This window comes from Streptomyces sp. NPDC000345 (genome assembly GCF_042898825.1).
GTDB lineage: Bacteria > Actinomycetota > Actinomycetes > Streptomycetales > Streptomycetaceae > Streptomyces.
The window spans coordinates 414,430-428,126 of record NZ_JBIAZE010000006.1 but is presented as its reverse complement, the minus strand read 5'-3'; the positions used below and the strand labels follow the sequence as shown (position 1 = coordinate 428,126).

At 75.3% G+C, this 13,697-nt stretch carries 10 protein-coding genes; 1 reads left to right on the top strand and 9 read right to left on the bottom strand.

The window, feature by feature from the left end:
- Positions 1-4 precede the first annotated feature (4 nt).
- The 9 genes from ACFY30_RS17750 to ACFY30_RS17710 form a co-directional block, all read right to left on the bottom strand.
- A complete protein-coding gene (locus ACFY30_RS17750; protein ID WP_390846089.1) occupies positions 5-1,720 on the bottom strand; it encodes an L-aspartate oxidase in 1,716 nt (571 codons plus the stop codon).
- Entirely contained in the window at positions 1,717-2,718 is a 1,002-nt protein-coding gene (panC, locus tag ACFY30_RS17745) for a pantoate--beta-alanine ligase (protein ID WP_390846088.1), read from the bottom strand. Before panC ends, ACFY30_RS17750 begins: the two co-directional genes overlap by 4 nt.
- Positions 2,715-3,662, bottom strand: coding sequence for a Rossmann-like and DUF2520 domain-containing protein (locus tag ACFY30_RS17740; RefSeq protein WP_390846087.1), 948 nt, complete (start codon positions 3,660-3,662; stop codon positions 2,715-2,717). Before ACFY30_RS17740 ends, panC begins: the two co-directional genes overlap by 4 nt.
- A gap of 112 nt (positions 3,663-3,774) precedes the next feature.
- Positions 3,775-6,924, bottom strand: a complete 3,150-nt coding sequence (locus ACFY30_RS17735; protein WP_390846086.1) for an amino acid adenylation domain-containing protein — start codon at positions 6,922-6,924, stop codon at positions 3,775-3,777.
- A gap of 58 nt (positions 6,925-6,982) precedes the next feature.
- Entirely contained in the window at positions 6,983-7,807 is an 825-nt protein-coding gene (locus ACFY30_RS17730) for an SDR family oxidoreductase (protein ID WP_390846085.1), read from the bottom strand.
- 20 nt (positions 7,808-7,827) lie between these two features.
- A complete protein-coding gene (locus ACFY30_RS17725; protein WP_390846084.1) occupies positions 7,828-8,541 on the bottom strand; it encodes a thioesterase II family protein in 714 nt (237 codons plus the stop codon).
- 1 nt (position 8,542) lies between these two features.
- Positions 8,543-9,934, bottom strand: coding sequence for a cytochrome P450 (locus ACFY30_RS17720; protein WP_390846083.1), 1,392 nt, complete (start codon positions 9,932-9,934; stop codon positions 8,543-8,545).
- A complete protein-coding gene (locus ACFY30_RS17715; protein WP_390846082.1) occupies positions 9,934-11,253 on the bottom strand; it encodes an MFS transporter in 1,320 nt (439 codons plus the stop codon). The genes ACFY30_RS17720 and ACFY30_RS17715 overlap by 1 nt, the downstream gene beginning before the upstream one ends.
- Positions 11,246-13,474 carry an acyltransferase domain-containing protein gene (locus ACFY30_RS17710; RefSeq protein ID WP_390846081.1) on the bottom strand — a complete coding sequence of 743 codons (2,229 nt, stop codon included), beginning with the start codon at positions 13,472-13,474 and terminating at the stop codon, positions 11,246-11,248. The genes ACFY30_RS17715 and ACFY30_RS17710 overlap by 8 nt, the downstream gene beginning before the upstream one ends.
- A gap of 12 nt (positions 13,475-13,486) precedes the next feature.
- Between ACFY30_RS17710 and ACFY30_RS17705 the strand changes: the two genes are divergently transcribed.
- Positions 13,487-13,697: hypothetical protein (locus ACFY30_RS17705; RefSeq protein WP_390846080.1), on the top strand; the 211-nt coding region annotated here is incomplete at its 3' end.

The following is a 13,697-nucleotide window of genomic DNA, read 5'->3' as shown; positions in this document are numbered from 1 at the left end:
TCTGTCACTGCTCCTGCTGGTGCTGCCGGGTAGGGGGGAAGTCTGCGGTATCGGTGGTGTGTACGGCGAGCGTCCGGTCGGGATTCAGCCGTACGACGATGTGGCGGCGCCACGTCGTGTCGTCGCGATCGGCGTGGTCCTCGCGCCAGTGGCAGCCGCGGGTCTCCTCGCGCCGCCGGGCCGCCGCGACCAGGACGCGGGCCACGCACAGGAGGTTGGTGGCCTCCCAGGTGTCGACGCCGGGCTCGGCGGTCTTGCCGTTCTCGTCGAGGGCGTCGCGGGCCTCGGCGTGCAGCCGCTGGATCTGGTCGGCGGCCTTGTGCAGGGACTCGGCGGAGCGCAGCACGCCGGCGCCCTCCGTCATGATCCGCTGGATCGCGAACCGGGCCTCGGCGCCGAGGAGCGGGTGGGCGGGCCTGTCCGGCTGCTCCACCGGGGCGGGCACCCGCGCGCGCAGGCCGTCGTCCGCGTGACCGGCTGCGATGTCGGCGGCGATCCGCTCGGCGTAGACCAGACCCTCCAGAAGGGAGTTGGACGCGAGCCGGTTCGCGCCGTGCACGCCGGTGCAGGCGACCTCGCCGCACGCGTACAGGCCCGGGACGGTCGTACGGCCCCGGGAGTCGGTGCGCACCCCGCCGGAGGCGTAGTGGGCCGCCGGGGCTATCGGGATGGGTTCGTGGACGGGGTCGATGCCGTGGGCGCGGCAGGCGGCCAGGATCGTCGGGAAGCGGTGTTCCCACATCTCGGCGCCGAAGTGGCGGGCGTCGAGGAACATGTGCTCGGCGTCCTGCTCCTGCATGCGCCGCATGATGCCCTTGGCGACGATGTCCCGGGGCGCCAGCTCGGCCAGCTCGTGCTGCCCGACCATGAAGCGCACGCCGTCCGCGTCGACCAGGTGGGCGCCCTCGCCGCGCACGGCCTCGGAGACCAGCGGCTGCTGGCCCTCCGCGTCCGGGCCGAGGAACAGCACGGTCGGGTGGAACTGCACGAATTCGAGGTCGCTGACCTCCGCGCCCGCCCGCAGCGCGAGCGCCACGCCGTCGCCCGTCGACACCGACGGGTTGGTGGTGGCCGAGAAGACCTGGCCCATGCCGCCCGTCGCGAGGACGACCGCCGGGGCGTGCACGGCGCCCACGCCGTCGTGCTGGCCCTCGCCCATGACGTGCAGGCTGACGCCCGCCGTCCGGGCGTCCGCGTCCGTGAGCAGGTCCAGGACGAGCGCGTTCTCGATCATCCGGATGCCCCGCGCGCGTGCCGCCTCCACGAGCGCGCGGGAGATCTCCGCGCCGGTCGCGTCGCCGCCCGCGTGGGCGATACGGCGCCGGTGGTGGCCGCCCTCGCGGGTGAGCTCCAGACCGCCCTCGGAGGACTCGTCGAAGTGCGCCCCGGTCTCGATCAGCCGCCGCACCGCGTCGGGGCCCTCGGTGACGAGGATCCGGACGGCGTCCTCGTCGCACAGGCCCGCGCCCGCCACCAGCGTGTCGTCCAGGTGCTGTTCGGGGGTGTCGCCCTCGCCGAGGGCCGCGGCGATGCCGCCCTGCGCCCAGCGGGTGGAGCCGTCGTCGAGCCGGGCCTTGGTGACGACGACGGTGTTCAGTCCCGCCGCCTCGCAGCGCAGGGCCGCGGTCAGACCGGCCACGCCGGAGCCGACGACCACGACGTCCGCGTCGATGCTCCACCCGGGCGCGGGCGCGTGCAGTCGTATGCCTGTGCTGGTCACGAGGCGGCTCCGAAGGTGAGGGGGAGGTTGTCGATCAGCCGGGTCGTCCCGACCCGGGCGGCGACGGCGAGGACGGCCTCGCCGGTGAAGTCGTCCTCGAGGTCCGTGATCTCCGTGAAGTCCGACGGGTCGACGAGCGCGAGGTAGTCCAGTTCCAGCGGCGGGTCGAACCGGGCGGCCTCGTCCAGGACCAGGCGGGCGGCCGCGCGGACGGCGGCCGGGTTGCCTGGGGCGGCCTGGGCGACGGCGTGCGCGTCGGCCGCCGCGCGGGACTCCCCCAGCGCGCTGAGCGCCTCGGCGCGCGCCTGCGTGGCGGGCACCTCGCGCGCGCGTGCCCGCAGCGCCTCCTGGGCGGCGTGCCGGTCGCGGCCGGCGAACAGGGCCGCCGAGAGCGCGAGCGCGGTGCGGCGCTCCTGGGGGGACAGGTAGCGGTTGCGGCTGGACAGGGCCAGGCCGTCGGCCTCGCGGACGGTCGGGACGCCGACGATCTCGATGCCGAAGTTCAGGTCGCGGACCATACGGCGGATCAGCGCGAGCTGCTGGGCGTCCTTCTGGCCGTACAGCGCCACGTCGGGCCGGGTGAGGTGGAGCAGCTTGGCGACGACCGTGAGGACGCCGTCGAAGTGGCCGGGGCGCGAGGCGCCTTCCAGGCGCTCGCCCATCGGGCCGGCGCTGACGCGGACCTGGGGCTCGCCGCCGGGGTAGACCTCGTCGGCGGACGGCGCGAACACCACGTCGGCGCCCGCCTCCCCGGCGACCTTGAGGTCGGCGTCCAGGGTGCGCGGGTAGCGGTCGAGGTCCTCGCCCTCGCCGAACTGCAGCGGGTTGACGAAGACCGTGACGACGACCTCGCCGTCCGGTCCGGCGAGGTCGCGGGCGGTGCGCACGAGGGTGGCGTGGCCCTCGTGCAGGGCGCCCATCGTCATCACGACGGCCCGGCGGCCGGCACGCGCGCGTGCCCGCAGTTCGGCGGCGGTGCGCAGGAGGGTGGTGGTCATCCGGCGTCTCCTTCGGTGCCGTGGGTGCCGGGGGCGCCGTCGGGCCGGCCCGCGAGGACGACGAGGAGGTCCTCGGCGAGTTCGGGCTTGAGCAGTCCGTGGGCGAGCGCGCGGTCGGCGGTCGCCCGGGCCATCGCCAGGTACCCGGCGACGGTCTGCGGGGCGTGCCGGCGCAGCTCGGCGACGTGCGCGGCGACGGTGCCGGCGTCCCCGCGCGCGACGGGGCCGGTGAGCGCTGCGTCGCCGGAGCGCAGCGCGTTGTCGAGGGCGGCGCCGAGGAGCGGGCCGAGCATCCGGTCGGGGGCCTCGACGCCGGCCGCGCGCAGCAGCTCCATGGACTGGGCGACCAGCGTGACCAGGTGGTTGGCGCCCAGGGCGAGGGCCGCGTGGTAGAGCGGGCGGTTCTCCTCGGCGATCCACTCCGGTTCGCCGCCCATCTCGATGACGAGGGCCTCGGCGGCCAGCCGGAGTTCGTCGGGCGCGGTGACGCCGAAGGAGCAGCCGGCCAGCCGCTGCACGTCCACCGGCGTCCCGGTGAACGTCATCGCCGGGTGCAGGGCCAGCGGCAGCGCGCCCGCGCGCAGGGCCGGGTCGAGGACCTTCGCGCCGTAGCGCCCGGAGGTGTGCACGAGGAGCTGGCCGGGCCGCACGGCGCCGGTGTCGGCCAGGCCCTGGACCAGTCCGGGCAGGGCGTCGTCGGGGACGGTGAGCAGCACCAGGTCGGCCCGCTCCAGGACCTCGGCGGGCGGCACCAGCGGCACGTCGGGCAGCATCTGCGCGGCCCGCCGCCGGGACGCGTCGGAGACACCGGAGACGGCCACCGGGCGGTGTCCGGCGAGCTGGAGGGACGCGGCCAGGGCGGGTCCCACGCGGCCGGCGCCGACGACGCCGACGGTGAGCCGCGCGGGGCGGTCCTGGGGATCTGGTTGTTGAAATGCACTCACGCGAGGGCGGCCTTCCCGTTCCAGTCCGCGCGGGGTACCGGACGATTTCTCGTCATGTTAACGCGATTGGAGTTCGGGACGGCCGGGTCGGCGCCCGGCGAGCGCTGCGGCGTCAGCCGGTGAGGGCCCGGATCGTGGGGGTCCGGTAGAGGTCGCGCAGCGGCAGGGACGGCAGTCCGCGGGCCCGCAGGGCGGCGCTGACACGGACGGCGAACAGGGAGTTTCCGCCGAGCTCGAAGAAGTCGTCGTCGAGGCCGACGGGCGTGCCGAGGACCGTCTCCCAGATCTCCCGCAGGGCCTCGGCGAGACCCGAATCACCTTCGCCCGCCGGTGCGGAAGGTGCCGTTCCGGGCCGCGGGGACGCCGTCGTCGAGCGGAGCGGGGCCGGGAGCCGGGCCGGGTCGAGCTTGCCGTTGGTCGTCAGCGGGAGGGCGTCGAGGGGCGTGACCGTGGCCGGGACCATGTGCTCGGGCAGGATGCCGGCGGCGCGCTTGCGGATGCCCTGCGGGTCGGCGGCCGAGCCGCCGTCGGCCGGGACGACGTAGGCGTCCAGCCGGGCCGTGGCCGGGTCGGCGGGGTCGTCGCGGCGCACCACGACGGCCGCGGCGGCGACGACCGGGTCCTCCAGCAGCACGGCACGGATCTCGTCGAGCTCGATACGGAAGCCCCGGATCTTGACCTGGCTGTCGATCCGGCCAAGATGCTCCAACCGCCCGTCGGCCCGCAACCGCCCCAGGTCACCACTGCGGTAGAGACGCGCGGACGGGGCGGGGACGGACGGGGCGGGGGCGTCCGAGCCGGGAGAATGCGTGCCGGGGGCGGGCGCCGGGGCGTGCGCGCCGGGAGCATTCGAGGCGGGGGCGGGCGTGCCGGGGGCGGACGGGCCCCCGGCATCCGGGGTGTGAGCGGGCGCGCCGGGGGCGTATGCGACGGGGGCGCCCGGGATGGTGGCGGACGGACCCGGAGTGTCCGAGGCGCCGGAGGACTGGCCGGGGGCATCCGGAAGGAGAGCGGCCGAGGCGGCGGCGGACAGCCCCGGGGCGTCCGCGGCAGGGGCAGCCGCGCCGGAAGCGGACAGACCCAGAACATCCGCGGCAGGGGCAGCCGCGCCGGAAGCGGACAGACCCAGAACATCCGCGGCAGGGGCAGCCGCGCCGGAAGCGGACAGACCCGGGGCGTCCGGGGTGGGGGCGGAATGGCCGCGGGTGTCCAGGGCGAGGGTGTGGGGGTCGGGCAGGAAGCGTTCGGCTGTCAGGTCGGGGCGGTTGAGGTAGCCGGCGGCGACGCCCGCGCCGCCTACGCGGATCTCGCCCGTGACGCCCGGGGGCACGAGGCGGCCGCGGTCGTCGGTGACGTACAGGTGCCAGCCCGGCAGGGCGGGGCCCACGGAGCGGGAGCCGGCCAGGGCGAGTTCCCGTGTGACCGTCTGGGCGGTGACGTGCACGGTCGTCTCGGTGATGCCGAACATGTTGACCATGCGGCAGGTGTTCTCGGGGTGGACGTCGAACCAGGGCAGCAGCATGCGGCTGTCCAGCGGTTCGCCGCCGAACACCACGAGCCGGACCGGCAGCCGGGCGTGGTCGGTCCGCAGGAGTTGCGAGAAGGCGGACGGCGTCTGGCTGAGCACGGTGACGTGCCGGGCGAGGAGCAGGTCGCGGAAGTCGTCCGGGTCGCGGCTGACGAAGTACGGCACGACGACGAGCCGCCCGCCGGTCAGCAGGCAGCCCCAGATCTCCCACACCGAGAAGTCGAAGGCGGCCGAGTGGAAGAGGGTCCAGGTGTCGTCGGGGCCGAGCCCGTACTCGTCCCGGGTGGCGTCGATCAGGGCGACGACGTTGCGGTGCGGGACGGTCACGCCCTTGGGGCGGCCCGTGGAACCGGAGGTGTAGATGACGTACGCCGGGTCGTCGGGGACCACGTCGAGAGCGCCGGGGTCGCCCTCCGCCTCGGCGAGTCGATCAGGGGTCACCAGCGTGGCCCCGCCCTCGCGCGGGAACTCGGCGAGACGGGTGACGACCACGCGCAGCCCGGCGTCCGAGACGGTGTGGGCGAGCCGGTCGGTGGGGTACGCCGGGTCGGTCGGGACGTAGGCCGCGCCCGCCCGGACCACGCCGAGCAGGGTGACGACGAGTTCCGCCGTCCGCTCCAGGCAGACCCCGACGCGGTCGCCGCGGCGCACGCCGAGGGCCCGCAGCCCGGCGGCGACCCGGGCGGAACGCTCGTCCAGTTCCCGGTAGCTGAGCTCCGTCCCGCCGTCGCAGACGGCCACGGCGTCGGGCGTGGCGGCCGCCACGCGCGCGAACACCCGGGGCAGGGTGTCCGGTTCGGACACCAGGGCGGCGCCGGGCCGCCCGAGCCGCGCCACGCGGGCCCGTTCACCGGCGTCGAGCAGGTCCACGTCGGCGACGACCGTCTCCCCCGCGAGCGCCGACTGCCGGTACACCTCGCCGAAGTGCCGGGTGAACCCCTCGGCGATCGCCAGCGAGACATGGGTGGTCCGGAAGAAGCAGGTGAGGCGGGTGCCGCCGTCGGGGAGGGGGGAGAAGACGAAGGTGAGCGGGAAGGGCGGCGCGAGGCAGGGGAGCCGCTCGCCCGGGCCGAAGTCCTCCGGCTCGTCGAGGATCCCCGCGACCACACCGCGTTCCACCCGCGCCGGTTGCGCCGCGGCCAGGTCCCGGAGGGCGGCCGACTCGGGGACGGCGTACTCCCACGCCTCCCCGCGGTCGGTCCCGACCGTCGCCGACCCCGTCGAGCCGTGGCCGTCGTAGCGGGTGAGGGTCAGCGCGAGGGCGGGGAGGCGGAGGGACACGGGCGTGGCGGCGTACGGGACGCCAAGGTCGAGCCGGCAGGTGCCGAGCGCGGCGGCGGAGGGGTCGCCGTCGCCCCACTCCGGGGCGGGGGCCGCGGGCGGCAGGGGGGCGCGGGGCGCGGCGGGGGCCGGGCAGGGGGACGGCGGGCGCTCGCCCGTCAGCACCTCCGCCAGGTGGCGCAGGCCCGCCCCGTCCAGTCGGTCCCGGTGCGCCACGAGGACCAGGTCCGCGGTGCCGTCGGCGTACCGCAGCAGGACGCACCGCACGTCCCGGGAGACCGAGCGGTGCAGTTCGGCCTCGCGGCGGCGTACGGCGAGCGGCGCGGCCGGTGCGGCCGGGACGTCGTCCGCCCACAGCCGCCACGGGCCCGCCGCGGCCAGCCGGTCCTGCAGTTGTCGTACGCCGGTCCCGGTCACCGGGACGCGGACCGCATGGCACTGTGCACCCGGCACGGGTGTCCTCCCCTGTCCTGTTCCTGTGCTGTCGCTGTGCTGATCCCCGCGGTGCCGCTCAGCGGGCCGAGAAGCCGCCGTCCACCGTGAGGGTCGTGCCCGTCACCTGCCGGGCGTCGTCCGACAGCAGGTAGACCACGGCCGCCGCCACGTCCTCCGGCTCGATCAGCGCGTTCATCGGCTGCGCGGCCACGAACTCCTCCTCGTGCTCGCTCACCGGCACGTCGAGGGCGCGCGCGATCTCGGCGAGCATCCGGCCCTCGGCGGCCGGGTCGTCGCGTACCGAGCCGGGGCAGACGGCGTTGACCCGCACCTTGCGGGGGGCGTAGTCGAGCGCCGCGGCCTTGGTGAGCCCGATCAGGCCGTGCTTGGCGGCGACGTACCCGGCGAAGTGCCGGTAGCCGACCAGGCCCGCCGTGGAGGCGATGTTGACGATGCTGCCCGAGCGGCGGGCGCTCATCGCCTTGCCGACGGTCCGGATCATCCGCCACGCCCCGGAGAGGTCGACGTCGATCATCAGCGCCCACTCCTCCTCGCCGATCTCGTGGGCGGGACGGCCCGAGGGCGCCGCGATACCCGCGTTGTTGACCACGCCGTCGATCGCCCCGAACCGGTCCTCGGCGAGCGCCACGGCCTCCTCCACGGAACGCAGGTCGCGCACGTCGCAGCGGGCCGTGAGCACCGCCGCACCGGCCTTGCGGCACAGCGCGGCGGTGTGTTCCAGCTGGCCCGCTGTGCCCAGCGGATACGGCACCCCGGGCAGGTCGCCGCAGAGGTCGAGCAGCGCCAGGTCGGCGCCCTCGGCGGCGCAGGCCACCGCCGTGGCCCGGCCGAGACCCCGGGACGCCCCGGTGACGACGACGGTCTTCCCGGTCAGGCGCATGGCGCGCTCCCCCATCTCTGCTACTTGACGTCGGCGGCGATGACGTCGATCAGCCCCGCCGCCGACTCGGTCAGGTACATGTGGCCGCCGGGCAGTTCCACGGACGTGAAGCCGGCGCCCGCGACCTTCGCCCAGGCCTCCGCCTCGTCACGGCTGACCAGCTCGTCGTCGCTGCCGCGCAGCACGGTGAGCGGGGCGGGCAGCGGCAGGTCGGTGGAGGGCGCGTAGTTCTCGTGCATCTCCACATCGGCGCGCAGCGTCGGCAGGATCAGCTCACGCATCTCCGGGTCGTCGAGCGCCTCGTGGGTGTAGCCGGCGAACTCGTTGACACGGGCGAGGAACGCGTCGTCGGGCAGGCCCGTCGCGCGGCGGGTGCGCTGTTCGGCGGGCTGCGGGGAGCCGCTGACGAAGAGGCGTACGAGGGTGGTGCCGCCCGGCTCGGCGGCCAGCCGGTGCGCCAGTTCGTAGGCGAGGACGGCGCCCAGGCTGTGCCCGAACAGGGCGATCCGGCGCGGCAGTCCCGGGTCGTCGGCGAGCGTGGAGCGCAGGTCGGCGAGGAGTCCGTCGGTCGCCGTACGGGCGTCGGTGTACGGGTCCTCGTCGATCCGGCGCTCCCGGCCGGGGAGCTGGAGCGGCAGGACCGTCAGCCGCTCGCCGGCGACGCGCTGCCAGGGGCGGAAGAAGGAGGCGCCGGCGCCGGCGAAGGGCAGGCAGACCAGGGTGGTGGCGGTCATCTCAGTGGGCCCCTTCCGGGTGGTCGGCGGCCAGCCGGGCGGTGTAGCGCACCGGGAGGCTCTTCAGGCCCCGGCTGGTGGAGTTGTCGAAGACCCACTCCAGCTCGTCGTGCGGGACGGCGAGTTCGAGTCCCCTCAGGCGGCGCAGCAGGGTCGGGAAGGCGACCGAGCCCTCGACGCGGGAGAGCGGGGCGCCGACGCAGAAGTGCGCGCCGTGACCGAAGGCGAAGTGGCGGTTGTTGCCGCGGGTGATGTCGAGGCGGTCGGGGTCCTCGAAGGCCTCCGGGTCGCGGTTGGCGGAGTCCATGAGGATGTGGACGAACCCCTCGCGGGGTATGGGGCAGCCGCCGAGTTCCATCTCCTCGGTGGCCACGCGCAGGGTGCCGCGGTAGACGGGCGGCTCGAAGCGCAGGAACTCCTCGACCGCCGACTCCACCAGCTCCGGCTTGGACCGCAGGAGTTCCAGCTGGTCCGGGAAGGCGAACAGGGCCTGGAAGCCGTTGCCGATGAGGTTCGCGGTGGTCTTGTGGCCGGCGATGATCAGCAGGACGAGGGTGGAGACGAGCTCGTCGTTGGTGAAGACGTCCTCCTCGTCGGCGGCCCGCAGCAGGATGGAGACCAGGTCGTCGCCGAGACCCTCGGCGCGGCGCCGGTCGAGCAGCCCGACGAGGTACTGCTCGATGCTGTCGCTGGCCACCTTCAGCTGCCGGTTGGACTCCTCGTCCGCGAAGGGGGCACCGCTCAGCCAGTAGCCCCAGGCGTGCAGATCGGGGCGGTCCTCGATGGGGACGCCGAGGAACTCGCAGATGACCCGCATCGGCAGGGTGAACGCGAACTCCATCAGGTCGATCTCGCCCGACTCGGGCAGCCCGTCGATGAGTTCGTCGGTGATCTCCTGGATGCGGGGCCGCAGCACGGCCATCCGGCGCGGCACGAAGGCGCGGCTGACCAGGCGGCGCAGCCGGGTGTGCTCGGGCGCGTCCGCGGTGATCATGTTGCGGATGAGGACCGGGCTGCTGTCCTTGAGCAGGTCGCGGAACCAGCCGGGCGCGTTGTCGACGGACTTGGACAGCCGCGGGTCGCCGAACGCCTTGAGGGCGGTCTCGTACTCGGAGACCACGTAGGCGTCGCCGCCGGGCGGGTAGTTGATGGGGTGCACGGGGCAACCGGTGGCCCGCAGCCGGGCGTTGGCGGCGTGGGTGGCGCCGGGTGCCGGGTCGGGGTCGGTGAAGAACTCCGGCGGCAGCCGGTCACCGCTGCCCGTGGCTGCCGCGAGCTTCGCGACGGCGGGGTCGGTGTCGTCCGCGGGAGCGGCGCCGGCCGCCGGCTGGGCCGGGAGGGTGGCGGCGGCGGTCTCGGGGGCGGAGGTCGGCCGTGTGGTGTCGGCGGGCATCACGTCTCCTTGGAGGTCGGGGAGGTCGGGGAGTCCGGGTCCCCGGCCGGGTCCGCCGTGGTGACGGCGTACTCCTCCGGCGGGGCGAGCTTGCGGATGCGGGGGCTGAGCGTGGGCAGGGCGGCGAGGCCCGAGACGATGCCCATGGCCGTGAACACCCAGGTGGATCCGGCCAGGTCGAAGAGGGTGCCGACGCCGAACACGCCGAGCGGGGCGGCCACCATCGACATGAACATCACGGCACCGAGGACGCGGCCCTGCGTCCGGTCCGGCGCCATGGCCGCCAGGTAGGCGAGGAACAGGGCGCTGGTGATCGGCCCGCGCAGGAACACGCAGGCGACGATGATGCCGAGCGGGACGAGCCCGGAGACGGTGGCCAGCAGCACGGCGGCGACCGGCCCGATCCAGGCGGCCGTCAGGAACACCACCGGCGGCGGCACCCGCTTGATGATGGGGCTCGCGAGGAGCGAGCCGACCACTCCGCCGATGCCGGCGATGGACAGCAGCAGACCGGTGAAGGTGGACGAGGCGCCCCGGCTCTCGGCGGTCGCGATCAGCGCCAGGAAGACCCCGGTGTGGGTGAACGCCATGTTCGAGCCCATGATCCAGACGATCAGCAGCCGCAGGACGGGCTGCCGGGCCAGGAAGCGGAAGCCCTCGGCGGCGTTGCGCTTCTCGCCGGGCGCCGCGTTCTCCACCTTCAGCGGCTTGCGGATGAACAGCAGCAGCGCGGAGGAGGCGAGGAACGCGAGGGCCGCCGTGAGGAACGGGAAGGCGCGCGCGACGGCGAACAGCGCGCCGCCGGCCGGAGGTCCGCCCATGGTGGCCGCGAAGTAGCGGACCTGGTTCTGGGCGGTGGCCTGGGTCAGCTGCGAGGGCGGCACCAGCTGCTTGATGACGGCGAGGCCGGTGGGGTTGGAGATGCCGAGGCAGGCGGCCGACCCGACGGCCACCGCGAAGATGACGGCCGGGTGGGTGTGCCCGGTGGACACGAGCAGCGCCAGCAGTCCGAGCAGGACGACGCGCACCATGTTGCAGGCGATCAGCAGCAGCCGGCGGTCGACCCGGTCGGCGAGGGTGCCGCCGGGGATCGACATCAGGCTCGCGGTGATCAGCTGCGCGGAGCCGACGGCACCGGCGTAGAAGGCGGAGCCGCCGGTGGCGAGGATCAGCAGGGGGTACGCGACCTCGGCGGTCTCCTTGGCCAGCGCGGCGAACGCCTCACTGGTCCACAGCGCCTGGAAGTCGGCGTTGCGCAGGAGGGGTCTGGGCTCCTCCTGCCGGGTCTGCGCCTCTTCCTGGGTGATCGCGTCAGCCATGGTCGCTCCGTTTCTCGCCGGACAACTGCTCCCCCGGGTCGAGCACGCCGAGGAGCCCGCGGGCCAGCGGCGCCGCGTGGGGGGCGGCGAGCATCGACCAGTGGTCGCCGGGGACCGGCTCGACCCGCAGTCCGCCGCCGTACAGGCCGTCCAGCCGGGCCCGCAGCCGGTCCGCGCCGCCGGGGGGGAGGCCCTCGGCCGCCTTGAACAGGACCGCTCGGCAGGGCAGCGGGCGCGGCCGGTAGCGCAGCAGGCCCGCCTGCCGGGCCGCGAACCGCCGCCGCAGCACCGGGTCCGTGCGCAGCCGCCGTGCGAGCGGGCCGACGCCGAGCAGGGCCTCGGCCTGGTGGCGCAGGCCCGCGCGGAGGAACTCGGGGGCGAGGCCGACGGGCAGACCGGCGGTGTCGGGCACGAAACCGTCCAGGCAGACGAGCAGATCGACGTGTTCGCCGCGCCGGATCAGCAGCCGGGCGAGCTCATGGGCGACGACGGCGCCGTAGGACCAGCCGCCGAGCGTGTAGGGGCCCTCGGGCTGGGCCCGCAGCAGGGTCGCGAGGTGGGCGGCGGCGAGGGCGCCGACCGTGCGCGGGGTGCCCCGGGGGTCGTCGGTGTCCTCCAGGCCGAGCACCGGCCTGCCGCTGCCGGCGACGGCCAGCTCACCGGCGAGTTCCCGGTAGGGCAGGGCGTTGCCGACGGCGTCGCTGACGAGGAACAGCGGGCGCTGTCCCGGCCGCCCCTCGGCGAGGGTGGCCACGCCGGGCACCGACGGCGTCACGGCGCCGGCGGCGACCGCGGCCACGAGCTCTCCGAAGAGGGGCCGGCGGGAGAAGTCGGTGACGGACAGCGCGTGGCCGGTGCGTTCCCTGACCGCGGACATCAGGGTGACGGCCATCAGGGACTCGCCGCCCAGGGCGAAGAAGTCGTCGTCGTCGCGGACGGCGGCCACCCCGAGGGTGCGGCACCACACCTCTTCGAGCACCGCCCGTGTGCCGCCTCGCGCGGGAAGGGCCCGGGGCGCGGCCGACGCGCCCGGCGCGGGCGCACGCGCCGGGCGCCGCTCGCCGCGCGGGTCCTCGCCCTGGAAGCGGTAGCCGGGCAGCGAGCAGCGGGGCGCCCCGGGCCCGGCGGGCTCCAGTACGTCCCCGAGCGCGCGGTCGGCGCCCAGTTCCCACAGCGTGCCGAGCGCCGCCAGCAGGGCGTCGTCGGCGGGCTCGTCCGGGCGGCCGGTCAGCCGTACGGCGGTGAACGCGGTGGCGTCCCAGCCGGGGCTGCGGCGCAGTCCGCCGAGCATCGAGCTGCCGGGGCCGAGTTCGACGTACGTCGTGCAGCCCGAGGCGAGCAGGGTCTCCATGGCGCGGGCCAGCAGCACGGGGCTGCGGAGCTGGGTGGCCCAGTAGCCGGGCTCGGCCACCCGGGCCGGGTCGGCCCAGTCGCCGGTGGAGTTGGAGATCAGTGGCAGCCGGGGCGGGCGGGCGGGCACCGACGACAGGTACGCACGCACCGCCTCGGCTGCCGGTTCCATGGCCTTCGAATGGAAGGCGCGCCGGGTGTGCACCGGCGTGAGGGGCAGGCCCGCAAGCGCGTCGCCCGCCAGAAGGTCTTCGACGGCCCGCTCGGGGCCGGACAGGACGACGGAGCCGGCGCCTTCGACGGCGACGGTGACCTCGCCGCCGGCGGGGAGCCGGGCGGCGATCTCGCGGGCGTCGCCGGTGACGCTCACCATGCGGCCGGGCTCGGTGTCCCACATGGCCCGTGCCCGGCGGAACACCAGGTCGGCGGCGTCCTGGGGCGACCAGACGCCGGCGAGGGCGGCGGCCGCGTACTCGCCGACGCTGTTGCCGAGGAGGGCGGCGGGCCGTATGCCCCACTCCCTGAGCTGGCTGCCGAAGGCGTGGCCGAGGGCGAACAGGGCGAGCTGCTGGTGCACGGTGTCGGCGAACCAGTCGTCCGGCGTGCCGTCCCCGGGGTAATCCTCGACGACGGGCGTCAGATCGATGCCGTGCTCGTCGAGCACGTGCTTGCGCAGCGCGTCGAACGCCGCCCGGAATCCGGGGAGCGCGCGATGCGCGGCCGCGCCGGCGGCGTGCCGCAGGGTGCCCTGGCCGGGGAGGACGAACGCGACCTTGCCGAGCTTGCGCGGCTTGGCACCGGCGTCCCGGGCGGCCTCCCGCTCGGCGACCCCGCGCAGCAGCCGCACCGCCTGCCCGGCATCCCGCGCCACGACGACCGCCCGATGCCGATACACCCGCCGCCCGGCAAGAGTGCGGCCCACCTCGGCGAGGGAGGGTACGGACGTACCGAGAGCGCCGGGGGCCTCGGCAAGGGCGGGCCCAGACGCGCCGACAGCATCGGCCGCATCGGCAAGCACAGACCCAGACCCGCCGACAACACCGGCCGCATCGGCAAGCACAGACCCAGACCCGCCGACAACACCGGCCGCATCG